The organism is Aquimarina sp. AD10, from assembly GCF_003443715.1.
Taxonomy (GTDB): domain Bacteria; phylum Bacteroidota; class Bacteroidia; order Flavobacteriales; family Flavobacteriaceae; genus Aquimarina; species Aquimarina aggregata.
This window is the reverse complement of the sequence record NZ_CP031965.1, coordinates 5,414,826-5,441,689: the sequence shown is the minus strand read 5'-3', so window position 1 is coordinate 5,441,689 and position 26,864 is coordinate 5,414,826. Positions and strand designations below refer to the sequence as shown.

At 32.4% G+C, this 26,864-nt stretch carries 23 protein-coding genes; 4 read left to right on the top strand and 19 right to left on the bottom strand.

Going from position 1 to position 26,864, the window contains the following annotated elements; all coding sequences use genetic code 11:
- Window positions 1-18 precede the first annotated feature (18 nt).
- The 3 genes from nrfH (at window position 19) to ccsA (ending at window position 5,374) form a co-directional block, all read left to right on the top strand.
- The gene (gene nrfH / locus D1816_RS22605; protein ID WP_066314340.1) at window positions 19-618 is read left to right on the top strand and encodes a cytochrome c nitrite reductase small subunit; all 600 of its coding nucleotides are present in this window, start codon (window positions 19-21) and stop codon (window positions 616-618) included.
- Between the two features lie 10 nt (window positions 619-628).
- A complete protein-coding gene (gene nrfA / locus D1816_RS22600; RefSeq protein ID WP_118505811.1) occupies window positions 629-2,152 on the top strand; it encodes an ammonia-forming cytochrome c nitrite reductase in 1,524 nt (507 codons plus the stop codon).
- A gap of 72 nt (window positions 2,153-2,224) precedes the next feature.
- The gene (ccsA, locus tag D1816_RS22595; protein WP_118505810.1) at window positions 2,225-5,374 is read left to right on the top strand and encodes a cytochrome c biogenesis protein; all 3,150 of its coding nucleotides are present in this window, start codon (window positions 2,225-2,227) and stop codon (window positions 5,372-5,374) included.
- A 36-nt stretch (window positions 5,375-5,410) separates the two neighbouring features.
- On the opposite strand, the gene D1816_RS22590 is transcribed toward ccsA, so the two are convergent.
- The 17 genes from D1816_RS22590 to D1816_RS22520 all read right to left on the bottom strand — a co-directional run bounded on the left by D1816_RS22590 (window position 5,411) and on the right by D1816_RS22520 (window position 22,844).
- Window positions 5,411-5,968: a hypothetical protein gene (locus tag D1816_RS22590; protein ID WP_118505809.1), complete on the bottom strand. Its 558-nt coding sequence runs from the start codon at window positions 5,966-5,968 to the stop codon at window positions 5,411-5,413.
- Window positions 5,969-6,069: 101 nt separating this feature from the next.
- Window positions 6,070-6,294 (bottom strand): hypothetical protein, encoded by a 225-nt coding sequence (locus tag D1816_RS22585; RefSeq protein WP_118505808.1) that lies wholly within the window; start codon window positions 6,292-6,294, stop codon window positions 6,070-6,072.
- Between the two features lie 3 nt (window positions 6,295-6,297).
- Window positions 6,298-6,747 (bottom strand): lipocalin family protein, encoded by a 450-nt coding sequence (locus tag D1816_RS22580; protein WP_118505807.1) that lies wholly within the window; start codon window positions 6,745-6,747, stop codon window positions 6,298-6,300.
- A 502-nt stretch (window positions 6,748-7,249) separates the two neighbouring features.
- Window positions 7,250-8,011, bottom strand: coding sequence for a LytTR family DNA-binding domain-containing protein (locus D1816_RS22575; RefSeq protein WP_066314344.1), 762 nt, complete (start codon window positions 8,009-8,011; stop codon window positions 7,250-7,252).
- A gap of 4 nt (window positions 8,012-8,015) precedes the next feature.
- Window positions 8,016-9,014: a sensor histidine kinase gene (locus D1816_RS22570; RefSeq protein WP_162900348.1), complete on the bottom strand. Its 999-nt coding sequence runs from the start codon at window positions 9,012-9,014 to the stop codon at window positions 8,016-8,018.
- Between the two features lie 329 nt (window positions 9,015-9,343).
- Complete coding sequence (locus D1816_RS22565) at window positions 9,344-9,997, bottom strand: hypothetical protein (protein ID WP_118505805.1); 654 nt, start codon at window positions 9,995-9,997, stop codon at window positions 9,344-9,346.
- Window positions 9,998-10,011: 14 nt separating this feature from the next.
- Window positions 10,012-10,149: a hypothetical protein gene (locus D1816_RS25905; RefSeq protein ID WP_157766096.1), complete on the bottom strand. Its 138-nt coding sequence runs from the start codon at window positions 10,147-10,149 to the stop codon at window positions 10,012-10,014.
- Between the two features lie 39 nt (window positions 10,150-10,188).
- A complete protein-coding gene (locus tag D1816_RS25900) occupies window positions 10,189-10,365 on the bottom strand; it encodes a hypothetical protein (protein ID WP_157766097.1) in 177 nt (58 codons plus the stop codon).
- Between the two features lie 319 nt (window positions 10,366-10,684).
- Window positions 10,685-11,821: an acyloxyacyl hydrolase gene (locus tag D1816_RS22560; protein ID WP_118505804.1), complete on the bottom strand. Its 1,137-nt coding sequence runs from the start codon at window positions 11,819-11,821 to the stop codon at window positions 10,685-10,687.
- 264 nt (window positions 11,822-12,085) lie between these two features.
- Window positions 12,086-13,855, bottom strand: coding sequence for an efflux RND transporter periplasmic adaptor subunit (locus D1816_RS22555; RefSeq protein ID WP_118505803.1), 1,770 nt, complete (start codon window positions 13,853-13,855; stop codon window positions 12,086-12,088).
- Window positions 13,852-14,586: a heavy-metal-associated domain-containing protein gene (locus D1816_RS22550; protein WP_118505802.1), complete on the bottom strand. Its 735-nt coding sequence runs from the start codon at window positions 14,584-14,586 to the stop codon at window positions 13,852-13,854. Before D1816_RS22550 ends, D1816_RS22555 begins: the two co-directional genes overlap by 4 nt.
- Window positions 14,587-14,661: 75 nt before the next feature.
- Window positions 14,662-14,919, bottom strand: a complete 258-nt coding sequence (locus tag D1816_RS22545) for a heavy metal-binding domain-containing protein (RefSeq protein WP_118505801.1) — start codon at window positions 14,917-14,919, stop codon at window positions 14,662-14,664.
- Between the two features lie 52 nt (window positions 14,920-14,971).
- Window positions 14,972-16,198 carry a TolC family protein gene (locus D1816_RS22540; RefSeq protein ID WP_118505800.1) on the bottom strand — a complete coding sequence of 409 codons (1,227 nt, stop codon included), beginning with the start codon at window positions 16,196-16,198 and terminating at the stop codon, window positions 14,972-14,974.
- On the bottom strand, window positions 16,195-19,956 hold the full coding sequence (locus D1816_RS22535) for an efflux RND transporter permease subunit (RefSeq protein ID WP_118505799.1): 3,762 nt from the start codon (window positions 19,954-19,956) through the stop codon (window positions 16,195-16,197). The genes D1816_RS22540 and D1816_RS22535 overlap by 4 nt, the downstream gene beginning before the upstream one ends.
- A 122-nt stretch (window positions 19,957-20,078) precedes the next feature.
- The gene (locus D1816_RS22530; RefSeq protein WP_240338675.1) at window positions 20,079-20,498 is read right to left on the bottom strand and encodes a hypothetical protein; all 420 of its coding nucleotides are present in this window, start codon (window positions 20,496-20,498) and stop codon (window positions 20,079-20,081) included.
- A 52-nt stretch (window positions 20,499-20,550) separates the two neighbouring features.
- Complete coding sequence (locus D1816_RS22525) at window positions 20,551-21,609, bottom strand: response regulator (RefSeq protein WP_118505797.1); 1,059 nt, start codon at window positions 21,607-21,609, stop codon at window positions 20,551-20,553.
- Complete coding sequence (locus D1816_RS22520; RefSeq protein ID WP_118505796.1) at window positions 21,606-22,844, bottom strand: PAS domain-containing sensor histidine kinase; 1,239 nt, start codon at window positions 22,842-22,844, stop codon at window positions 21,606-21,608. The genes D1816_RS22525 and D1816_RS22520 overlap by 4 nt, the downstream gene beginning before the upstream one ends.
- Before the next feature lie 340 nt (window positions 22,845-23,184).
- Here D1816_RS22520 and D1816_RS22515 point away from each other — a divergent pair, with 340 nt between their 5' ends.
- Complete coding sequence (locus D1816_RS22515; protein WP_118505795.1) at window positions 23,185-24,219, top strand: LacI family DNA-binding transcriptional regulator; 1,035 nt, start codon at window positions 23,185-23,187, stop codon at window positions 24,217-24,219.
- Here the strand turns inward: D1816_RS22515 and D1816_RS22510 are convergent.
- Window positions 24,216-25,256 (bottom strand): aldose epimerase family protein, encoded by a 1,041-nt coding sequence (locus D1816_RS22510; RefSeq protein WP_118505794.1) that lies wholly within the window; start codon window positions 25,254-25,256, stop codon window positions 24,216-24,218. The two genes, D1816_RS22515 and D1816_RS22510, sit on opposite strands and share 4 nt — an antisense overlap.
- A gap of 70 nt (window positions 25,257-25,326) precedes the next feature.
- Complete coding sequence (locus D1816_RS22505; RefSeq protein WP_118505793.1) at window positions 25,327-26,823, bottom strand: xylulokinase; 1,497 nt, start codon at window positions 26,821-26,823, stop codon at window positions 25,327-25,329.
- Between the last annotated feature and the right edge of the window lie 41 nt (window positions 26,824-26,864).

Genomic DNA, 26,864 nt, shown 5'->3' with positions numbered 1-26,864 from the left:
TACTAATTCACACAAAACTTGGCAATACAAGATAAAATATTACCAAAAAAAGGAACACATTGGCGCACCATTGCAGTATTTTTTATTGCCTGCCTTATTGGATTAGGGCTATTCATGGCTAAAGAATCCGAAGTGGTGTCATATTTGGGTGATAATCCACAAACGTGTGTTAACTGCCATGTAATGACACCTGTTTATAACAGTTGGATGCATAGTTCACATAGAGAAGTAGCTAACTGTAATGCGTGTCACGTGCCTCATGATAACATCGTTAACAAATACTATTTCAAAGCCAAAGACGGTTCTTACCATGCATCTGTTTTTACAATGCGAGCTGAGCCTGATGTTATAAAAATGAAAGAAGCTTCGCAACGCGTTGTACAAGCTAATTGTATTCGCTGTCATGTGCAACAAGTTACCCAAATTAAATACGATGGATGGATCGAAGATCATAGAGAAAATAGAACAAATAGACAGTGTTGGAGCTGTCATGTAGAAATACCTCATGGCAAAAAGCAAGGTATTTCTACTATAAAATATAATTTAGCTCCCATACCTACTGACCAAGCAGAGTCTGTAGTTCCTGAGTGGCTACAAAAAGAAATAGATTCAAAATAAACACAGCATTATGAAAAACAAAGTGTTATTTATAGTTACTATCATCGTTGTCTTTTTATTAGGCTTACTTGCTTCAAGTATTATTAATAGAAAAAGTGAAGCAAAGTATGCCTTTGTTCCTCAAGTAAACATAAGCGAAAACGAACCTAGAAATGAAGTTTGGGGTTTAAACTATCCTAAAGAATATCAATCATCATTACAAACATTAGATACCACATTTGCCTCCTTTCAAGGAGGTTCGCATATGAGAGATGTTCTTGAAGAAGATCCTAATTTAGTGGTTCTATTTGCCGGGTACGGTTTTTCAAAAGATTATAATCAAGGTCGTGGTCATGGTTATGCCATTAAAGATATTCATAATTCGCTTAGAACAGGAGGTCCTACAGGAAAAGGAGATGGTCCTATGCCAGCTACTTGTTGGACCTGTAAAAGTCCTGATGTACCTCGATTAATGAATGAAATAGGGATCGCAGAATTCTACAAAGGAAAATGGGCAGATAAAGGTGCAGAAATTGTAAATCCAATTGGTTGTGCAGATTGTCATGATCCTAACAGTATGAAATTACGAATCACCCGCCCCGCATTAGTAGAGGCTTTTGATGCAATGGGCAAAGACATCAATCAAGCTACGCACAATGAAATGCGTTCTTTAGTATGCGCACAATGTCATGTAGAATATTATTTTGACAAGAAAATACCAGGAAAAGAAGGTGTTCCATATTTAAAATTTCCATGGAAAAATGGAATGAGTGTTGAAGATATGGAAGAGTATTATGACGCTATTGCTTTTGCCGATTGGGAACATAAAATTTCCAAAACACCTATGCTCAAAGCACAACATCCAGGTTACGAAACTTTTGTAAAGGGTATTCACGCACAACGAGGTGTGTCTTGCGCAGATTGTCACATGCCATATAAAAGTGAAGGGGGGCAGAAGTTTACGGATCATCACTTACAATCTCCTTTAAACAATATGCAAAACGCTTGTCAAGTATGCCATCGCGAAGAAGAGGGCAAATTGGTGCGAAATGTATACGAACGTCAACGTAAAGCAAACGAAACAAGATTAAAATTAGAAAGCATATTAGTGAAAGCACATGTAGAAGCTGGTAAATGTTGGGAACTTGGTGCTAGCAAAGATCAGATGGCACCGATCTTACAAGACATTCGTCATGCTCAATGGCGCTGGGATTATGGAGCTGCTTCTCATGGAGCATCATTTCATTCTCCAATAGAAACAGTAAGAGTATTAGCCAGTGGTTTAGTAATTGCACAAGAAGCACGTGTTAAGTTAGTTCGTATGCTAGCTACCCTAGGACATAATCAAGAAGTTGAAATGCCAGACATTTCTACAAAAGAAAAAGCACAACAGTATGTAGGCTTAGATATGGAAAAGCTTCGTGCCGAAAAAGCCGAGTTTAAGAAAACTTTACTCCCAAAATGGATGGAAGAAGCTGTCGTAAGAGAAGCAACATATCCGGATGCTAAGGCATCATCTATTGATGCAACTAATGCTACTTCAGAAGAGAAATAATATACTATTGACATACAAAATTAAGGTACCGTCTTCAATTTAAGATGGTGTCTTTTTATTTTAAACTGAAACATGAATAAATTATATCGCTTCCTATCCTCTCCAAACCTTGCTGTACTTTTATTATTTGTTTTTGCGACATCGATGGCAGTAGCTACTTTTGTTGAAAATGATTTTGGAACAGCAACTGCCTGGAAAGTCATTTACGATGCTTGGTGGTTTGAAATGGTCATGATAGGATTAGGAATTTCTTTTTTTCTAAACACCTTTAAATACAGGTTATGGCGTAAAGAAAAATGGCCAATTTTGATGTTTCATTTGGCATTTATCATCATCTTATTGGGCGCGGGAATTACACGTTATAGCTCTTATGGCGGTATTATGCGTATTAGAGAAGGTGCCAGTTCTAATATAATCATATCCGACGCGAATTACTTAACAGCTAAAATCTCAAATGGAACCAATACTCGAGTCGTTCGCAAAAAAATTGAATTTTCTCCTATTAGTAATAATGATTTTACTATCAACACAAATATTAATGGAACACCTGTAAAAATCTCACATAACAACTTTATTGCAGATGCTATTCCGCAGGTAAAAGAAAATTCTCCTAATGGTAAACCAATGATCGAAATGGTGGTTACTGCAGGGAAAGGTCGACAGAATATATTTTTAGAAAAAGGAGAAATAGAAGCAATTGGTGAACACCAACATTTAGTGGGTTTTGGAATAAATAGAGATGATATTATTACAATTTCTGAAGAAAATGGTGAACTCTTTATTAAAACACCTCGTGAGTTAGGCAACTTTGTGATGGCTACACAAACCGCTAGTACTATTAAAAAAGATAGCTTATATCCACTTGTAATTCGAACCTTATATCGTGATGGTGATGCTTCTTTTGTGCCTATGAAGTATTATCCGAAAGGAGAGTTAGAACTAGTAAGTCTTGCTGACAAACCTAAGGACAATGATGAGATAAAAGACGACGCCGTAAAAGTAGATATTACTATTGGTGATAACACTAAAACTGTCACCATGTTATACCGTGATGGTTTTTTACCCAGTGAGCACGATACAAGAATTAATGATCTCGACATTATAGTATCGTATGGCGCCGAGGCGATAGAAACGCCTTTTACCATAAAGTTGAATGATTTTCAATTAGAACGGTATCCCGGATCTACAAGTCCATCTGCTTATGCAAGTGAAGTAACGGTTTTAGATAAAAACAATAGTATAAAAATGCCTTATCGCATCTTTATGAATAATGTCTTGGATTATGGCGGATATCGTTTCTATCAAGCAAGTTATGATACAGATGAAAAAGGAACGGTCTTAGCGGTGAATCATGATGTATTAGGAACAACAATTACCTATCTAGGCTATCTATTGATGGGAATAGGAATGTTTTTTACGCTCTTTGGAAGGAAATCTCACTATGCTGCGGTGAATAAAAAGCTAAAAAAATTAAAAACTAAAGTTGCTATTATTGGGGTATTACTGCTTTCTTTTTCTTCGGAAGTGGTTGCTCAAAATACACCTTGGGCTGGTAATGCCAATGCCATAATAGAACAACAACGTATTGATAAAAATCATTCCGAATTGTTTGGCCGATTAATGGTGCAAGATCTGGACGGACGTATTAAACCTATAAATACCCTAGCTTCTGAATTTCTAAGAAAACTGTCTAGAAAACCTTACTTCAAACTCGTACAAAATGAAGAAACCAATTCCCTAGATGCCAACCAAGCATTTTTGGCTATGCACGTGGATCCTAATACTTGGCAAAACATTCCTATTATCAAAGTAGATCTTACTAAAGGAGGCGAACTCTTTAAGAATTTACCGATAAGTGATAACGGATTAGTTCCTTTCTCTGGGTTTTTAGATAATGAAGAAGTCTATTTACTAGCCGAAGAAGTAGAAAAAGCTAATAAGAAAAAACCTGCCGAGCGTTCTGAATTTGACAAAGAAGTGATTAAAGTAGATGAGCGCTTCAATATTTTATATAATGTGTTCTCCGGGAATTATTTAAAGGTTTTTCCTAATAGTCTTGATGACACTAATAAATGGCATAGCTATTCCCACAATTTTGAAGATTTCCCTCCAGAAGATGCACGTTTTGCAAAAGGAATTATTCCTCAATATTTTACAGCTTTACTGAAAAAAGATTACGAGAGTGCCTTTGAAAACTTAATGTATATAAAGAAGTTTCAAGACGTTTTGGGTAAAGAAATTATTCCGAGTGATAAACGCATAGCGGCCGAGTTGTGGTACAATGAATTAAACCTCAATTTTTGGTTGTTCCAAGTGTTTTTTACTTTAGGATTTGTACTACTCTTACTAGCAATGGTCAAAATATTTAAACATAGCAAAGGCATTGAGTGGGCTTGGAATATTATTATTGTTACTACGCTCATTAGCTTTTTACTATTTACAGGAAATATTATACTGCGTTGGTATGTGGCACAACACGCACCCTGGAGTAATGGCTATGAAATGCTCGTATTTGTAGCATGGGTATTGTTACTTTGTGGATTGCTTACTTTTAGAAAATCTGATTTTGCTCTGCCATTGGCTACCTTGTTCTCTGGAGCACTCTTATTTGTTAGTTATCTAGATTGGTTAAGCCCTGAGATAACAAATCTAATGCCTGTACTAAAATCGTTTTGGTTAAAAGTGCACGTAGCAACTATTGTAAGCAGTTATGCTCCTCTAGCATTGTCTGCTGTATTAGGCCTTATGGCATTGATTCTAATAATTATCAGAACAGACAAAACCAAGAATGTTATCAACATTAAAATTAAAGAACTTACCTATATTAATGAAATCTCAATGACAATTGGCCTATTTGTATTAACTGTTGGCACATTTTTAGGCGGCATTTGGGCCAATGAATCTTGGGGGCGTTATTGGGCTTGGGACCCTAAAGAAACATGGGCGTTAATTAGTGTTATTGTGTATGCTATTGTATTACATCTGCGATTGATACCAGAATTGAAAAGTAATTTTGTATTAAATACCGCAAGTATATTTGCTTTTTGGTCTATTATTATGACTTCTTTTGGTGTGAACTACTATTTATCTGGATTACATAGCTATGCTGCAGGAGATCCAATACCTATTCCTAATTTTGTGTATGTATTAGCATTACTTATGATACTCTTAGCAATAACAGCATATTTTAGGAATAAAAAAACAACTTACAAAAAAGCTTAACTGTTCTATCAAAATTACTATTAAAATTATAGATTTTTATTCAGAGTTACTTTCGACCTCAATATTACGAAACAATACCTTAATAGTAAAAATTCCAACTAACTCACCTAATTTATTTATATCATAATCAAGTTGTTCAAATACAACCAACAAACTATTTTTTTTTGTGTACCATAAATGTTGAAGTTTGGGCATATCTTCATCTTTATTTTTCCTAAAGTCTGATTTCCCTAAAACTCGTTCAAATTTAGAAACTATGTTTTTATAATCCTGTAATGCTACATTAGCAATTTTTGTAGATGTCCCTTTATAGAATTTTTCGTATTTAATAAGTTTAAGTTTATCTGTATAAATATCATATCCCAACATTAGAATAGGAAAATCCACATCAAAAACTTGATTCAAATCTGTTTTTTCTTCCAATAAAAAATACAAATTATAAGAATCATCACTTCCATAAAACCTAATTCCATCGATTTCATAAGGCTTTGTACCAAATTTTATTGATTTAAAACCATTGTTAGAATCAAGTAATTCGACCTGTCCATATGTAACATTGGATACTACAAGAATAAAAAACAAAAATAATCTCATCTGAATACAACTTTTAATTAATAGAATCGATCTCATGAAAAAGAAAACCTTATTATTATAAACCTTCATACCTTAAAATTTTATTATTTACAATTAGTAATTTAATCCTCCCAACCACAAAGCGTTCTGCCAAACTCTTTTGCTGTTGTTATATCTACTTCTTTTATTTTTGCTTTACAATTTGACAATCCTCTGCAGTCTTCCTCGTAATGGTATTTCTTACTATATTTTCCTGTACAGATATACACAGAAGTCGTATCTAAACTATTAATTATAAATGATGTGCTAATCAAAAATAATGTTACAAGTGTTATTAGCTTTTTCATAAATCATATTTTAATATATTCTTGTGTCTCTCTTTGACTTTCTGGGTAATCTCCTACTTCATTATCATTAAAATACTGGAATTCTAGCTTGCTCTTGGTTAAAGAAAGAATACGAGATTTTAAAATATAAGTACGACCATTAATCCCTTCATTAGGAATAGAAAAGGTAAGTTCATCATCACTTACAGAATATTGAAAAGTTTTCATGCTATAATCACAAGGATCATTATCTACAAAATAATTTTCTATATTCCCATTATCAAAAAAAGTTAATGTTTCTTCTTTACGGCAATCACTTAGTATTACCTCGTCCATATTTCTGGTTACTTTTATAAGTTGCCATTTTCCTAGAATCAAATTTTGATCATTTGATCCATTTGAATCATCTGATGAACAGGATATGAATTGTGAAATAGTAAAAATTGCTAGCAATATATATGATAGTTGTTTCATGATGTTTTTATTTTATAATTAAACATTTACTCTCATTTCATACACAAATGTACTTCTAGGGTAATTATTCTTCTTTGAATTTATAGGTGAAGTGACCAAAAATGAAAGTGAAGTTTCTCAGCTTCACATTGAAGCATTTTTTAACAAAGATCGAGTAGAAATAAAGTAGTTTTAAAAACTATAATCGATGAGTTCATAGAGTAAAAAAGCCTCTTCACTTTGGATAACAAAGAGTTTTTGTTACTTTATTCTTAATAAAGAAAATAAATCATGAACTACTGTTGTTGGAACATAGTTTTGTGAATTAGAAAGATCAAAATGTCGCATTTCGCTTTTTGAATAATACTTTGGATATAAATACCCAAATTTTCTAATCTCATTAAAAGTGGTTGAAATAGGATATCTGGGATACAAAACACTCGTATTTCATTGTACATAATTACTAAAAAATGACCCAAATAAATAAAATTCATTCATTAGATCCTTATACATGTATTTGATTTTATAAATCCACCCATTTTTTAAACCCCGTAGCTTTGGCTTTACTTACCACAATGCGCTCTTTGGCTATTGGACTTATATTAACGATTAGTTTACCATTAAAATAGTGTTTAATATTTTCAATTGCATTTCTATTTATGATAAATTGTCTATTCACTCGGTTAAAAACTTCGGGGTTTAATTCATCTTCGATATCTTCTAGTTTTTTATCAATGATGTATGCCTTATTTTCTGAGGTAATTGCCTTCACCACACCCGTATCTATATAAAAATAAGCAATATTTTCGATTTTTATAGGCAGTAATTCATCTTTATGATGTACCAGATAAGTGCTTTTATACGGTTTTGTTTTAGCCTGAAGCACTTGCAACATTCCATGAATTTGATTATTTAAAGAACTATCCTCATTAGATCTATTTTTAAACTTTTGAATAGCTTCAGAAAGTTCATCTTCATCAATTGGTTTTAAGAGATAATCTATACTATTTACCTTAAATGCTTTAATTGCATATTGATCATAAGCGGTTGTAAAAATAATAGGTGTTTCTATTTTAACCTGTTCAAAGATTTCAAAAGAAATACCATCTGCTAGGTGAATATCCATAAAAATAAGTGATGCATCAGAAATATTAGAAAAATACTTGATTGCTGTTTTTACAGAATCCAAAACCTTCACCACTTCAATATTTGAATCTATTGTATTCAATAAAAAAATGAGTTGATCACTTGCTGCAATTTCGTCTTCAACAATTATTACTTTCATATATTTAATTTAAAGGCAGTTTCACTCTAAATACATTCTCTGTAGCACTAATGCTGATATGTTGTTTTTTTAGTAAAAAATATCGTTTATCTAAGTTCATCAATCCATTACCTGTACTATCAACAAATGAGGTTCTTAATCGCATCTCATTTTCAACATAAATATCAGAATCTTTTGAATATATGTTTACTTGTAAAGGGTTACTTTCTGAAATCTCATTGTGTTTTACGGCATTTTCTACTAACAATTGCAACGCTAACGGAGGAACTTTCTTTTCCAGATATTCTGCATCTATATCTATATCTATTTTAAAACGATCTCGATATCTACTCTTTACCAAATGGATATAGCTATCTAAGAATTTAAGTTCTTCTTGTAAAGGGACTACATCTCTTTCTCCACTTTGTAAAATGTATCGATACATAAAAGATAGCTTTTTTATAAACATTGTGGCCTCCTTATTATCTCGTACTATAGAATTTAAAGAATTTAAAGAATTAAAAAGAAAATGGGGATTGATTTGATTCTTTAGCGCTGTTAGTTCTTTTTGAAGATTTTGTTGTTTAAGTTTTTCGTTCTCTAAAAGATCTTCATGGTGTATTATTTGATATTTCAGAATTCTAGCTATAAAAATTGTAATCATTAAAATTACAAAATACACAAAGTACGTAAATCCAATTTCTGATTCTGATAAAACCTGCCCTGTTACCAAAGGATATACGGTAACAAATAATTGTACTATTCCTAAAAATAATATGGTATTAAACGCAATGGTTAAACTAGTTCTCACAAATAGAGAATACTGTCTATATATACTCTTATAATTGGTATTAAGTTCTAGAGAAACTAATGATAGTATAAAAAGAAATAAGAAACGAATCATAATATCTTTTACTGAAACTTCTGTAAAAGAATCGATCAACTTCTTAGTAATATCAAATAAAGATAATGTTCTTGGTAAGCTAATCAGCATTGCAATAAGCAATGCTATTCTTAAAATCACAATGTGTTTGATTTTTCTAGAGCTCAATGTAAATAATATCTTTTTTAATTGGTGATTGTTAAATTTACGGAAAATTGGATTGATAATATTAGAATTGCCACTCATGTTTTTATCATTTGTTTTTGAAAATGAAGAAGCCTCCGTTTGGGAGTTAGAGGCTTCTGAGTAGAAATAAAGGTGTGGGGGATACTCTTCATATCTGTATTTAAATCAACATTTTCTTTTTATCACTATCATATCTTATAGGTTTTTAAAAAAAGACAGCCGAAAACACCTACTTAAGTTCCCGACTGTCCGCAATCAACTTAACCTAATTATGAAAAAAACATTTATTTATTTAATTCTTTAACTACCTTTTTAGAGAAATCTATCGATACTGTCCCAAGAGTTTGTGGATCATCAACCTCTGTTGTAATTACAGACAGTAATTGTTTTTCTTCTGGTTGCGTTAGATCATATACTACCGTTTCAAGGATATATTTTTTAGCATTCTCTGTTAGTACTGTAACTGGTTCAGAATCCATATATACAGTCCCATAATACCCATAAAATCCTCTATAGTATCCTAATCCATAATACGAAGGGTATATCGCATAAAAGGAATCATTTTTACTAGTCGTTTTTGTATATTCTTCACAATGCTTTAGTACTGTTACAATTACTACGTCTATACCATTATTTTTAAGCTTTTTCTTTATTTCAAGTGTTTCAGATTCAGTCAATTCTTTGGTGGGTGATGATTTGGGAAAAACAACATAACTCTCTACCGAATGGTATCCTTTTTTGTTTAAGTTTTCAACTAAATCGTTCTCAAAACGTATCCTAGCTGTTTGATCATCAGTTTTACTTACCACCATCACCTTTTTACCTTTTATCTTTGGTATTTCAAGATTTCTCCAGGAATCTGTGATTTTTACAGATGAACAACTAGAAAAAAGTATTAATACCATCAAAGTTCCTAATAGTCTGTATTTTGTTTTCATGATTTCTAAATTCTTTAGATGAATAGAAACTTATCATCGTTATTCTTGTACTCCAATAAAAACTCTTCTCTATTTTTATAGCCTTCTTTATGTAGTATACTATTCCAGATATTTTCGGAAATTTTTATTACAATTATTTTTATCCTTTTCATCTTTTTATGGCTTTTGTTTGTTACTAATTTTTCTGTAATCTAGTTTCTAATTGCTGTACCTGCTGCACTACCTAAGAGTTCTAATTTGTGATACCAATTTCTAACTTGTATCTCTAACCTTTTAACAAACTGAGTTCTTATATTTTGTTTAGTTACAGTATCTGTTTCATTCTCATTTTTGTGATTATAGATAACCTTTAAGTTTACTGTTTCCATGATTTTCATTTTATTGTTTCAATTAAATTTTTATTCTTATTTCTTACACAAATGTACTTTGAGGTTAGCTCTTAATTATTGTCTTTTTGGGTGAAACAACCAAGAACGAAAGTGAAGCTTCCTAACTTAATAGTGAGGCGTTTTTAGACAAAGGATTAGTAGAAGTAATGGATATAAAAATTATAATAAATGAGCTATAAACACAAAAAAGCCTCTTCACTTTTGGTGGTAAAGAGGTTTGTATAATTTTTATTCAAAATAGTTTAAGGGCGAATTACATTGAAGTAAATTAACACAAAGTATTAGAACAGCAGGAAAATTACCACTTAAATGGTCTTAAACCAATACCGTACTCTATATAATCTGCCGAGCCACCATCTAAAGTTTTAAGGCCGATTTGTGCAAAAACAGTTTTAGAAATATTATAACGCAAAGCAGGTCGCATAAAAAATGTTCCTTTTCCTTTATCATCAGACAAATAAGTCCCTAGTTGAAATTTAACAATCAGTTTCCAAAATGAAAAATCATATCCTGCATGTATCCCTGTTAGTGTTCTTTCTGATGCTTCTACTTCGCGAAAACGGTTATCATAAAAGAAATCGACTCCTGCGGTAACACCATGCATCTCATTGAATTGATGCTCATAATCCAGAACACCAGAAAAAGTTCCAAATACTATATTCGTACCTATTTCTCTATCGCTTTGAGCAACTCCACCAGCAGCATATAGACTTATAGAATTTCTGCTGGTTTTATCCCTTGCAGAACGAGAAGGGCGTTTAAATCTTGCTGGTAAAACATTATTAGTATATGGGTTATTATCTTTCTTAAATTGAGCTGCATTATAATGATAGCGCATACCCAAATTAATACCATAAAGGTTAAGACCATTATTGGGCTTAAAGGTTGACCCATTGCTAAAATGGCTAAAATCAAACCCGTACAATAAATCTAATTCTCGTGTAAATTTATACGTAAAACCAAAATCAATATTAAAATAAACGGCCGCTCTTGCTCCTATAGAAGTGTTCAGCTCATTAGTTTCCTCATCAAAAGGATTTAAATTGTACGTAATCCCAATAGAAGGTTCAATACTAAAGGTATTTCTTTTATCAGATCTTGATATAGGAAAATTCATAAAACCATAGATAGCATTTGGGTTTCCAAAAACATTAGCATCACTTAAAAACCCTGCATATGCTCCAATACCATAGGATGGATATCCATATCTACTTGCCCAACCTTCTGGATTTGTAGGCTGCCAACCAATTTTGACCGTTATTCCGCCATAACCATTATCTAAAATACCACTATTTCCCAAGGCATTATCTGATTTTAGAAAAGCACCAAAATGAGATTTCACTTCGATAAACCGGAACCGATTGGTAGTCTCTGACTGTCCATAAATTTGTGTTACTGAATAAAAAAATGAAATGATTAAAAGAAGGTATTTCATAAATATTAGATTGATGTAAGACTCTAAACCAATAATAACTGAAATCTAAATCACTAGGAAAACAAGGTTTCAACTTATTCATGTAAGAGTTCTCTTAACTAGTTCAGGAATGTAATTAATGAACAACGTTTAAAATTACCTACGCTTCATTGAACTATAGCTATCATTTTGGATCAGTTCAAAAATCTCATTAATCCAATCAAGTTGTAAAAACCTCATCTATGCATTACAGATTCTTCTACCGAATTATTGTTTAAACCTTTCTCATTTATTCTGTATTACATCAATAACGCTTCCGCATTTTAACATCTCATCACCAAAGTAAGGATTACGTATTTCTTTTTCTGTACTAAGCCATACGGCCCCTTTGTTACTATTTGCCATAGGGCATTTTTGTATGTAAAGTGTGTTTTTAAATGATGTAACATTCGTAATAAGCGCAATCAAATTTTCATTAAGTGTTACATAAAAAGATCGTTGCTTTTCTAAATCTTTATTTGAAGATATTGATGTTAATAAATCAATACTATTTAGAAAGTATTCCTTTTCTAATTTACCTAAATCACTTTTTATTAATGCCTGCATTTTTTCGGATGTTGCTTTAGCAAAAACTGAGGCTTGATTGGCATCACTGGCTACAAAAGCATCTTTCATTTGTAAATAAGATACAAGAACAGATTGAAAAGCTATTTGAACACTTTCTGGTAATTTCATTTCTATCATTACATCACTATCCCTATTTTCTTGTGTTCTTATATTTTTATCCTTACTCAATATTGTTTTGACACTTGGTTTGTTCATCATTGACTTTTTACCTTGTAACTGGGCAGCGGCATCCACAGTAAATGTACCATTGGTAACAATTTCGTCTCCATTTTTTAAACCTGATACAATAGTATATGAATCTGTATTACGAGTTCCTATTGTTACTTCTCGCATTTCAAAAACAGGACTGTTAGGATCTGTTTTTACGTACACCAAAGAACGTTTTCCTGTCCACAAAAGTGCACTTGCAGGAATACTTACTAATTTGTCTGTAACATTAATCGAACTTTGGATTTTTCCTGATACAAACATGCCAGGTTTGAGTAAACTTTTCTTGTTTTCTAATGTTGTGCGTACCGTTACTGTTCTTGTACTTGTATTAAGAATAGGATCAATAAACGAAATAACAGCATCAAACTGTTTATTTGGATATGCATTTGTAGAAACTTTTATTTTTTGACCTTTCTTAAATTGAGAAATTTGTTTTTCATAAACATCAAATTCTGCCCATACCGTATTTAAGTTTGTTACTTTAAAGATAGGTTTTCCATCCATAATATGTGCTCCATTACTAACATCTATTTCACTAACAACACCGGAAACATGAGCATAAATAATAAAACTTGTCTTTGTTTTACCAGTTTTTATAACCTCATCTAGTTGTGAATCATGAATTTTCCAGTTTTTAAACTTATTGCGTACAGCTTTATATAATTGTGGCTGCGATTCTCTTAGTGCATAGGTTGTCATTAATTCTTGTTGAGCAGCTACTAATTCTGGAGAATATATGGTAGCGACAGCTTGTCCTTTTTTAACACTTTCGCCTATTGAGGTAACATACAATTTTTCTATTCTACCGTTAAAATGGGCAGGTTGAATTGCTACTTTATCTTCATTAATCACGATCTTACCTGATAATGAAATTGTTTCCTTTTCTTTACCTGTTGATGCATTACCTATAATACTCGTTTGAATATTTGCTAATGCCATTGCATTTTCGGTCATTTTGATTTCATTCGGTTCCAAACCACTTTCTCCAGAAGTTCTTGGGATTAAATCCATTCCGCAGATGGGACAATCACCTGATTCTGATTGCATAATCTGTGGATGCATTGAGCACGTCCAAATTTGGTTATCAGATGCTACATGTTCATGATCATCTAACATTTTTTTTTGTGCCGTAGAAGCATTATGACTACCAAACAATACATAACCTGTAAGTACTCCTATACCAACTGCAATACCGAGATATAAAATGTTTTTATTCATACTATATAATTCACTAACATTAGTACTGCCATTACTATCATAATCGCATTTTCTATAAAAGTAGCTTCAGTCATTGGTAGCTTAAGAGCTGTACCTAGACATGCACATTGAATAGCTTTTTTGTCCAACAAAGTTTTGGTAACCCCTATTGTAGTTATACCCAAAATGATGATTGTAACAACGAGAGCTATAAAAATTTCAAATCGTAATAAAAACAGTAATCCTAATCCCATTTCTATAAATGGATATATTCGACCATATAAGGGAATCTTTTTTGCTAACGGATCGTACATTGCAAAACTATCAGGAAATCCTTTTAAATCTAATAATTTAAAAAAGCTGAATACAATATAAAATAACCCCATAAAGTCAAGCATCATTTCGCTTACATTCCAATCCTTACGATGAATAAGTATACTCGCTACTGTAATATAGCCCAAAATAAGAAGTAAAGGTTTTAATTGCTCAAGCTTTGATTTACCTGTTTTTTTTACCGTAGATGAGTCATTCTCTATAACTGGATGCCCTCGTTTTGGGGTAATCGTATATTTTTCTGGTAGTACTGATTCTAAATCATGAATCTTAATCGGTTTTTCTGTCGCGATAATGGCTTCTCCTTTTTCTAGGTTTACTGTGGCCATTTTTACTTCGGGTATTCCATTAAGTTTTTTTTCGACACCTGTTCGGCATCCATTACAAGTCATTCCTGTAATTGTATATATCTCTGTCATTTTATTTTATTTTTTAATCTAGTAATGATACCTCTGTACTATTCTTAAATATGCTAACAGAATTACTAGTTGTTTTTATTCATGTTGATGATCAACATGTTCAGAATCATTATTAGGTACATAAGTCATACTACATACAGGGCATTTACCTTCTTTATCGCTCCCGCTTCCTTTGCAATGCATAGGACAAACGTAAGCAGCAGTATATTCTTTACCTTTACTTTCGTCTATCACTTCGATATTAGTTTCTTTAGTACTTCCTTTACAAGATATTATTAAAACTGTTGTAACTACTAGTAAGGCCGTTAAAATTGATTTTATTTTTTTACTCATTGTATTTTGTTTATTTGGACAATAATAATTTTTTAAATTTCATTGTTTTGTCTTATTCTGCTATTAAATAATTAACTATCGCACTTTCCTCATAATATGCCGATATAGCACTTATTTGATTGATTTTAAACTTTAAACCTAGCTCTTGTATATCCAATAACTCATTAAAATTAATAGCTTCGGCTTCATAGCCTTTTATAAGAATTTCTTCGGCATCATTGGTTTGCTTTATATTCTTAACTTGCATATTATATTGTATCCTTGCTTGATTTCGTCTTGATACTGCTTTCGCAAAAGCAGACTCTAAAACATTTAATCGATTATCCTTTTGAGATGTTATTTCTAGCTGTTTAAGCTCATTCTGTTTACTTTTTGAATCATACTTTTTATTAAAAACAGGAATGGATACCGAAATCATAGGCATAAGAATATCTTTCCCATTATCAGAAAAACTCAAATCAGGTCTTTCAGAAACAGGTACATAATCCAATCCAAAACCTATCATGGGATTATGTTCAGATTTATTTAATACTTCTGATTGTACTACAGACTCATACAATTTATCGTATTTAAGTAGCTCTGGATTAAATGGCAATCTATTGCTATCATATACTGCATCTTCTTTTGGTAACGATAATTCTTCTAAGATATTAACTACAACATTTCCTTCTCTGTTAAGGAGTTTATTAAAGGTTATTTGTTCTCCTAAATACGCTTCATCTAATACTTCTACTTGTTGTTGTAATTCATTTTGTCGTATTTGTAGGCGTAGCACATCAACCACAGAAGCTTTACCTACTTCTACCGATGTTAATGCTAGTTTTTCATATGTTTTTAAGAGTCGAATATTTTCATTGAGTACTTTTTGTTTTGCTTTTATAGTATAAAGCCTATAATATGACTGAGAAACAGAAAGTGTTAATTTTCGTTTTGCAATGGCGATTTCTACATATTCGGCATCTGCCATTGCACTTGCGTAATTTTCTCTAGCGGTAATGGCACCAAACCAAGGTAATTTCTGTCTTGCCGAAAATCGTGCACGTTGTGCTCCTGTTCTAGTTTCTGGTTCACTTACAAAGTAACCTGCACTAAATTCTGTATTTGGAATCCAGTTGGCTTCATTTATTTTTTCCTCGGCTATATTGTGTCGAAGAAGGTATCCTTGAATCTCTGGATTATTGCGTTTTGCATCTTCAATAAAAGATTGTAATTGTTGTGCTTCAATAAAGTGAAAAGTGAAAACAAACAAAACACAAATCGTAATTTCTATATTTTTCATTTGTTCGCTATTTTTAATTTAAATTCTTCTCTCCAGCTGTATAAAACAGGTACAATAAAATAAGATGTAACATCAATCACCATTCCTCCTAGAATCGGGATAGCCATTGGTATCATAATATCACTTCCTTTGCCTGTAGAAGTTAATATAGGAAACAGGGCAAGGACTGTTGTTACGGTAGTCATTAAACAAGGGCGGATTCTTTTTTGAGCAGCCTCTAATGCTGTATCTCGAATACTACTTTTGCTTGTTGGTTTATCTCGATCAAAAGTTTGCGTAAGATACGTTGCCATTACTACTCCATCATCAGTCGCGATTCCAAATAATGCAATGAACCCTATCCAAACTGCCACACTTAAATTGATAGTTTTCATATTAAACAATTCTCGCATATTCTCCCCAAACAGGTTAAAATTAAAAAACCAATCCTGACCATAGAGCCAAATCATAATAAAGCCTCCTGCAAATGCGATAGCAATGCTAGTAAATACCATAAGAGACGTAGTCACTGATTTGAACTGGAAATACAAAATCAAAAAGATACTTATAAGTGCTAATGGAACTACAAGCGAAAGTGTTTTTTGCGCTCGTAGTTGATTTTCATAAGTTCCTGTAAATTGATAACTAACTCCTTTGGGAATAATTAATTCTCCTGTAGCTATCTTTTGTTTAAACAAAGCTTGTGCACTTTCTACTACATCGACTTCTGCAAAACCATCAAGCTTATCAAATAACACATACCCTACAAGGAATGTATCTTCACTTTTAATTACTTGTGGTCCTTGCTCATAACGAATATCAACTAATTCGCCAAGAGGTATTGGATTACCCTTTTTTAAAGGAACATAAATCGTTTTAAGATCGTCTATATTACCTCGTAACTCTCTAGGGTAACGTACTCGAACTCTGTAACGTTCACGGCCTTCGACAGTCTGCGTAAGTGGCACCCCTCCTATAGCTACTTGCAAAACTTGTTGTACATCTGTAATTGATATGCCGTACCTTGCTAGCTGTTCTCTTTTGATATCAATTAATATATACGGTTTACCTACAATACGATCTGCAAAAACAGCTTGTTCTTTTACGCCTTTTACTTGTTTTAGCATAGTTTCTAATTGTATACCAAAAGTCTCTATTTGAGTCAAAATCTGACCTTTTATTTTAATCCCCATAGGCGCTCGCATCCCCGTTTGGAGCATTACCAATCGGGTCTCAATAGGTTGTAATTTGGGAGCAGAAGTTATTCCTGGTAATCTCGTAACTTTTATTATTTCGTTCCAAATATCATCTGGATTCTTAATTTGAGGGCGCCAATTACGATAAAACTCACCATCTTCGTCCTTAACTAAGTGTTCTCTTTTAACAGTGAATGGATTTCTTAGTTTATCAGCGTAATGATTGATTTTTTCATGATCTATATCTGCATTGGGATTGATTGTAAAGCTATTATCTTTTAATACAAAAAGCCCATCTTCGTTTACTTTGTAACGTTGTCTCTTTGATTTGGCATTACGCATATATTCAGATTTATACTGAATCATATTTTCATACATCGATAATGGTGCTGGGTCCAGCGCCGACTCTATTCTTCCGGCTTTACCAACGACAGTTTTTATTTCGGGGATTGTAGCCACTGCCATATCTAGCTGTTGTAACACACGTTTATTCTCTTCTACTCCAGCATGTGGTAAGGAAGTAGGCATTAGTAAAAAAGAACCTTCATCTAGTGATGGCATAAATTCTTTTCCAGTAGTATTCATTATCCACAATCCAGAAATAAAGACGATTGTAGGAATGATAAGAAACAATACTTTATTTTCTAAAGCCCATCTCAAAATCTGCTCGTAATATCTTTTAAAAACTATAAAAATTCCCAAAACCACAAAACAAATTATAGCCACAAAAATTAAGTTTACAACTATACTTCTATCAAAACCTAAGGGTCGCCAATATTGGGCAAGAATACCTATGATAGCAATGACAGAAATGATTACTTTAATTAAGTTTCCCTTTATCTCATCAAGCGTACCTCTTATTTTTAGAATACCTGCTATACCAAATGCAAGTAGGATGACACCTAACCAATACCCCAAAATTATTGCTACTATTCCTAATACTAGGAGTGAAATATGTATTATGTATTTTAATGATAATTTGGTATTTCTTTTTTTAAATAAATACGCTGCAAATGGAGGTATTAAAAACAAAGCAATGATCAACGCAGCCAAAAGGGCCATTGTTTTGGTAAAAGCAAGCGGACGAAATAATTTTCCTTCGGCACCTATCATTGCAAAAACAGGTACAAAACTAATTATTGTGGTAAGCACTGCTGTTAGGATAGCTCCCGAAACCTCTGTCGTCGCATTATACATAATCTCGTTAGTTGTATATGCTATACCATTTTCTCGAAAGCGCAACTTATCATCATCCATATGTCGTATCATATTTTCGGATAGAATGACGCCAATATCAACCATTGTGCCTATTGCTATTGCTATACCTGATAGCGCTACAATATTTGCGTCTACATTACATAATTTCATAGTCACAAAAACCATCAAAACAGCAACTGGTAATACTCCTGAAATCAAAATAGAAACTCTTAGGTTAAAAACCATAACAACGATCACCAAAATGGTAATCAAAATCTCTAAAATCAATGCCTCATGAAGTGTATCTAGTGTCTCTTTTATAAGTATTGTTCGATCATAAAAAGGAACTACCGTAAGCTGAGATACACGACCATCTGTTAGTACTTTTGACGGTAATCCTTCTTTTAATTCCTCTATTTTTGTTTTCACATTATTGATAACCTCCATTGGGTTTGCACCGTAGCGAGACACGACAACGCCACCAACAACTTCTGCCCCTTCTTTATCCAAAATACCTCGTCTGCTAGCAGGTCCTAACGTAACATTTGCAATATCTTTAATTTTTAGAGATGTAAAATTTTCTGAAGCAACTACCGCATTTTCTATATCTGAAATAGATTTTACATACCCCAAACCACGAACAAAATATTCAGCTTGATTGATTTCTAGAGTTTGTGCTCCTATATCTTGATTACTCTCTTTAACCGCCTTTACAACATGTTTTAATTTTACGTTATATTGTCGCATTTTTTCAGGATCTACATCTACCTGATACTCCTGAACATAACCTCCAACAGAAGCTACCTCGGCTACTCCTCCTACAGAAGATAGCGCATATTTAATGTAATAATCTTGTATACTTCGTAGTTCATGTAAATTCCAACCTCCTGTTACCTTACCTTGTTTATCTCTACCTTCTAGAGTATACCAAAAAATTTGCCCTAAACCAGTAGCATCTGGTCCCAATACGGGATTTACATTTTGCGGTAGTAAACCATTTGGCAAAGAATTTAGTTTTTCAAGAATTCTACTTCTAGACCAATAAAACTCTACATCTTCTTCAAAAATGATATAGATACTCGAAAATCCGAACATAGACGAACTTCGAATAGTTTTGACTCCAGGAACACCTAGTAATGCTGTCGTTAAAGGATATGTAATTTGATCCTCTATATCCTGAGGAGAACGACCTTGCCATTTGGTAAATACAATTTGTTGGTTTTCTCCAATATCTGGAATTGCATCAACAGAAACGGGATGGCTTGGTAAGAAACCTATATCCCAATTAAAAGGTGTATTAATGATACCCCAGCCTACAAATAGGAGTAACAATACTACTGCGACAAGTTTATTTTCGATTAAGAATTTTATGCTTTTATTGAGCATACATGTGATTTTTAGACATTAATACATAGATGTTTTCGAAGTTATTTCACAAACTACAAAATCAATTCAAGGCCTAACTAAATAGATGTATCTATCTATTTACTTGGAACATAATCTAAAAATCAAATAAGGAAAACCTGATGTAGCACTTGTACATCTTGTTTAATGTAGGGTGGTGAATACGCTGTAAAAGGAATCTTGGTTTCTTCAACCCCCTCAAAAAGATTGATATAAGAATAAATAAAAGATGTAATAAAAATCTCTTGTTCAAGATTTGTGGTTTTGCTAGTATCTTTTAAGTTGTCTTGCCCTTCAATAATTATCTTTTTATCTGAACAACATGACTTTTTAGTAAACGACAAATCTATATTTTGGTTATTGTATTGTTGCATTTCCATGCCACAAGACTTGGCTTCTTTAAACAATGCTACATCAACCAATGTATTACCACAATAATGCATATCTATAGTAAATGACATCGTAGTTATAAGAACTACGAAAGCCATACTTATCGACATTATTTTATGAAATACATTTCTCATTATCACAAAAATATTAATTTTTTTAATACCGACTCTGAATTAACAGTATTAATTATTCAATAAGCTGAAGTCCTTTTAGATCAATAATTCTAATATTACGACCTTCTATATCAATAAGTTTATCTTTTTTAAAACCCGATAATGTCCGTATCAAACTCTCGGTAGCAATCCCTGCAACGCTTGCCAAATCATTTCTTGATATTTTAATACTGTCTTCTGGTTTCTTATTAAGTACTTGTGCAAATTGCAAAATGGTTTGGGCTGTTTTTTTACGCACAGAGCTATAGGCCATTTGCAATAATTGTTCTTTGATTTCTGAAAGATTATCTGTTAATAATTCCATTAACTCTAGAGAGATATTTTTACTTCTTTCTAGTATATCTTTTAAATCATTTTTTGAAACGCCAGCCAATTCGGCTTCTTCTACTGCTGTTGCAGATTCTTGATAAGGTATTGTATCCATAAAAGAGGTAAATCCTAAAAAATCGTCTGCCTTATACAAAGCGGTAATAAGTTCTTTGCCTCCTTCATCCATTTTATGAGTTTTGATAACTCCTTTTAAAATCAAATAAATTTTATTTGAGTGCTCTCCTTCTTTGTAGATTGTTTCTCCCTTTTTAAATTCTGAAATTTCGCCGTTGTCATCAAAAAAATTTTTAAGTTCATGCAGACTTCTTAAACCTTTATCTTCTTTTACACCTTGTTCGGTCACTGCATTTTCTTCTAATACATTAGCAAGCAACTGTGCTTTTGCTAAACGACTTTCTATAGCACTAAGCAATTCTTCTTCGTCAAAAGGTTTGGTTAAATAATCATCTGCTCCTAAATCCATACCTTTTCTTATTTCTTTGTGCTCAGTCTTGGCCGACAAAAAAATGAACGGAATATGGCTTGTCGAAGCATCACCAGACAAGCTTTCTAAAACACCATAGCCATCGACCTCTGGCATCATAATATCGCAAACGATAATATCAGGCTTCTCATCTTTAGCTTTAATAATACCTGTTTTTCCATTTGGAGAGGTAATTACATTATAATTAGACAACTCTAACAGTTCTGCGGTATTTTCTCTTAATGCTGTATCGTCTTCTATTAGTAATATAGTTTTCATACTGATTGGTCATTATTAGTAACTGGTATTTTTAAAATGAAAGTAGATCCCTTATTTTCTTGGCTAGTAAAAGTTATACTACCTCCTAAATTTTCTATGTGACTTTTTACAATGTTTAACCCTATTCCTGTACCTTGATCTAACAACGCATTTTCTGCTCTAAAGTATCGTTTAAAAATAAATTGTTGTTCTTTTTCTGGAATTCCGATTCCTTGATCAATAATTTTAAATACTAGTGTTTTTTCTTCTAATTTTACTTGTAAATCAATAACACTATGCTCGCCTGAATATTTTACAGCATTATGAATCAGGTTAGACAAAATTAGTTCCAGTATTTTTTCATCAAAATCTATAGTGTAATCATCTACATCTTGAGGATAATTAATACGTTGTCCATCCTTAAGAAGCATATTAGCGTTATAAATTACCTCGTTAATCACTTTACTTAATGGAAACGAGCTAAACTTATAGGATACTTTTCCTGTTTCTAGTCGTTCGATAGATAAAAAATCATTTAGAATAGTATCTAGATATTTTACTTTGTTTTTTATGGTACCCAGATGTTTTTCTCTTTTAGACTGTTGGTCTTCTTGGGTATATTTACCTATTAAGGTGGCAGAGGTAAGGATACCGCTTAATGGTGTTTTAAATTCATGAGACACTAGCGATAAAAACTTAGTTTTTAACTCATTAAGATCTTGTTCTTTTTTTAAGGACTCTTTAGTTTTTGCTTCTGCTTCTTTACGAAGTTTAACTTCTTCTTTTAATTCTTCTATTGTACTATGAAGTTCTTCTGTACGCAACTCGATTTTACGTTCTAACTGAGAATTTAATTCTGTTATCTGTTGTTGTTGTTGTTTTCTAATGGTAATATCCGTAATCAAAGCCATTACATAATTACTGCCATAAATTGTAAATGGATTAAGTCCTGCTTCTACAGGAAAAATAGTACCATCTTTTCGTATTCCAAAAAGATCTTGCCCGGCGCCCATGTGCCTTTTAGATTTATGTTTTGTAAACCTATCAAAATGCCCATCGTGACTATGATGATACTCTTTAGGAATTAAAATATTTAATGGTTTCCCTACTAATTCATCCTCTTCATATCCAAAAATCTCATTTGCAGACCCATTATTAGCAACAATAAATTGTTCGTTATTAACAACAACTATAGCTTCTGAAATAGCTTCAGAAAGCAACCTAAAAATATTATTGTTTTTTTCAAAAACCTTCATTCTTCAAAAATAGTGATTTTATAAAGTTACAATAACTGATATATCTCATAAAAAAGAGTATAGTCCCTGCTAAAATTATCATAAAGTAGTTTCCAAAAACACTAACTAAAAGAGAATATTAAGATTAGCAAAAAATCTTTACTAACAATAGCGAAACGATTAAATTTCTAAATCCAAAAATGCTAAAAACCTATATAGTTTTATAATTTTTAGATTAGAAACAATTATGGCGATTCGTTTCGGGAAATTATACGAATTAAAAAACTTAAGAACCTAGACTCGTTTTTGAAGAATAGGCCTTAAATTCGGTGCTAAAGCAAAAGGTTACTATATTTATCTCATGAAAAAAAAGAAAAGAATAACGCTAAAAGATATTGCAAATGAATTTAGTGTTTCTATTGCGACTGTTTCAAAAGCTTTAAACGACAGTTATGAAATAAGCACTAAAACTAAAACTAAAATTCAGGAATATGCCAAAGAACATAAGTACAGATCAAATAGTGTTGCTCTTAATTTAAATCAAAAAAAAACTAAAACAATTGGCGTAATCATTCCAAACATTTTGAATCATTTTTTTACTAAAGTATTTGTTGGTATAGAAAAAACCGCTACTGCCAATGGATATAACCTTATCACTTGTATATCTAATGAATCTTATGAAAAAGAAGTTAATGCAATGGAGCTTCTTAAAAACTCTGCACTAGATGGTTTCATACTATCAATTGCCGAAGAAACACAGATAAAACAAAATTTTAGTCATTTTCAAAATGCAATTAATGAAGGAATTCCAATTGTAATGTTTGATCGTGTAGCTGATGAGATTTCTTGTGATAAAGTCATTGTTAATGATAAAGAGGGCGCATATAACGCCACTAATCATTTTATAGAAACAGGATGCAAAAATATTGCCATTGTATCTACAATTCATAATCTTAGTGTAGGTAAACTGAGGTTAGAAGGATATAAGAAAGCTTTACGTGAAGCTGGTATCCCGTTAGATGAGTCAATGATTTTAAAAGTAGATGAATTTAATGATATAGATACTTTATTAAAAATTCTACTAGACTCTAAAGTTGTTGATGCAATATTGTGTTTAGAAGAAGATTCTGCTGTAAATACACTAAGAATGTTACACTCAAAAGCATACAAGGTACCTGAGGATATTTCTTTAATCGGTTTTACAAATGGTGTTTTGCCAAGATATGTTACACCCGCGATAACAACCATTAGCCAACATGGTATTTATTTAGGTGAAACCGCTACACAGATGTTGATCGAAAAATTGGAAAATGAAAACACCCAAACATCTCACGTTACCAAAGTTATCAAAACCAACCTTATAGAACGAGAAACTACTAAACCTCTAGGCTACTAAACCATCTTACTAAAACGAAAAGTACTACTATTTTCGTAAAATTCGCCAGCTTTTAAAAAAGCCGAAGGAAAATGATCATAATTTGGTGCATCCGGAAAGTTTTGCGTTTCAAAACATATAGCAGGAAACGCTGTATAGGCTATTCCTTTTCTAAAATCCCAATCTGGGAATTCTTCTACCGTATAAATAACTACAGCTGGTTGATTGGTTAAAATATCCATTCTAATCCCTGTTCTCTCAGACATTAAAGTAGCTTTAGCTTCTTGTTCAGGATCAAAAACAAAAGCATTATCAATAATATTATCAGGTTCTAGCTTATGAAGTCCTTTTGATACTAAAAAATCATATTTTGTACCTACTACTGGTTTTAAAATCCCTGTTGGCAATTGTTTTTCGTCTACATCTACAAACTTCGAACAATTTAATTGAAGAGTATGATCCTTTATCGAATCCTCACCATTAAGATTGTAATACGCATGGTTAGTTAAGTTTACTATAGTATCCTGATCGGAAACTGCGTGGTAGGTAATCTTTAATTCATTATCATTTGTTAATTGATAAATTACCTTTACATTAAGATTACCAGGGTACCCTTCTTCCATATCTTCACTTTGGTAAGAGAGTGTTATTGCAGATTGATCGTCATCTATATAAGCTATTTCCCAAACACTTTCATCAAAACCATGTTCTCCACCATGTAAATGCACTCCTTCTTCATGATAAAGTGGATAATCTATATTATTTATTTCTATTTTTTTGTTGGAAATCCTACCTGCATATCTTCCTATAGAAGCACCAAGAAATTTTGACTCTTTATTTTTAGATTTTTGTATGTAATCTGTTATTGAGTCAAACCCAGCAACAACATTCGTATATCCCCCAGATATATCAGGAACATCTAAACTCATAATACTTGCTCCAAAATTAGTTACGCGAAGGCGCATTCCGTGGTCATTTTCTAATGATAAAACAAAAACTTCTTTTTGTTGATGAAAACCAAATGATTTCTGTTTTATCTTTATATTTTTTGTCCTCAAATTTAAGTTTCTTAATATCCGTTCTTTCTTTGACTTAGTTTGATATAGTCTTTATCTATGATAAAAGTAACTACTCTATATCATTTTTTATAATTCTTTTTAATTCTTTTTTCCAATTCTCGTAAGCTACTTTATATTCTTCTTGATTTTTAAGAGGTGAATATGTCTTGACATAATCATTTTGCGTAACTATTGTTCCAAAATCCTTAAAACTACCATTAGTCAATCCAGCTGCTCTAGCCGCGCCTATTGCTCCTGTAGTATTATAAATTTCTATCTCTTGATCTATGAGCGTAGCTACGGTATTTGAAAATATATCTGAGCGAAATAAATTGTCATTTCCAGCTCGTATAATTTTGATTGGTGTTCCGTCCTTTTTTAAAATCTCCATACCATATACAAAAGAAAAAGCTATTCCCTCAAGAGCTGCTCTTAAAATATGTGATCGTGTATGTATGTTTAAATTAAGGTTGCTAATATGGGTCCCAATAGTTTTATTATCAAACATACGTTCGGCTCCATTACCAAAAGGAATAAGTTGTAAATTATCAGATCCAACAGGAATTTCGGCAGCATAACTATTCATCATTTGATAAGAATCTGTTTCTAATTTAAGATTCTTCTTTAACCATCTATATTGAATCCCAGCGCCATTAATGCACAATAGTTTTCCTATTCGAACCTGTTCTGTATCATGATTTACATGCGCAAAATTATTTAATTTTAATCCTTCTTTGGCATATAACGTATCTGTTACTGCATAAAGCACCCCTGAAGTTCCTCCTGTTGCAGCTACTTCTCCTTGGTTGAACACGTTAAGTGATAATGCATTATTAGGCTGATCACCTGCTCTATATAAAACTGGAATGCCACTTACAAGACCACTAGCCTCTGCTCCTTCTGGAGATAATTTTCCTTGATCTGAAAATGTAGATACTATTTCAGGAATTAGATCTGGAGTTATATCATAGTGTTCTAATAACCATTGCGCGGGCTTATCTTCTTTAAAATCCCAAAGTGTACCTTCAGACAAACCGGATTTTGTCGTATTGGCAATACCAGTAAACTTATACGCTATGTAATCTCCAGGGAGTAAGAATTTATGAATTTTTTTATATTCTTCTGGCTCATTATCTCTAACCCATTTTAGTTTAGACGCCGTAAAATTGGCAGGTGAATTAAGTAGTGTACTCATGCATTTTTCTTCTCCTATCGTTTCAAAAGCATTATTACCAATAGCAACAGCTCTACTATCACACCAGATGATCGCATCTCTAATCAGGGAACCTTTATCATCTATTAATACCAAACCATGCATCTGATACGAAATACCAATGCCAATAACTTCTTCTGAATTTACTTTGCATTCTTTAAGTATTCGTTTTGAAGCGGTGCAAACGTGTTTCCACCAAAGCTCTGGATTTTGCTCTGCCCATTCTTCATGAACCGAGACAATTTCCATTTCCTCTTCAGGCTCATTTACGGATGCTATGGATTTTCCTGTTGTTGCATTTACTAGAGCTGCCTTTACAGAAGAACTACCTATATCAAATCCTATATAATACATCTTGCATTTTTTTAGTTATGACAAAAATTGAATTTACTAAA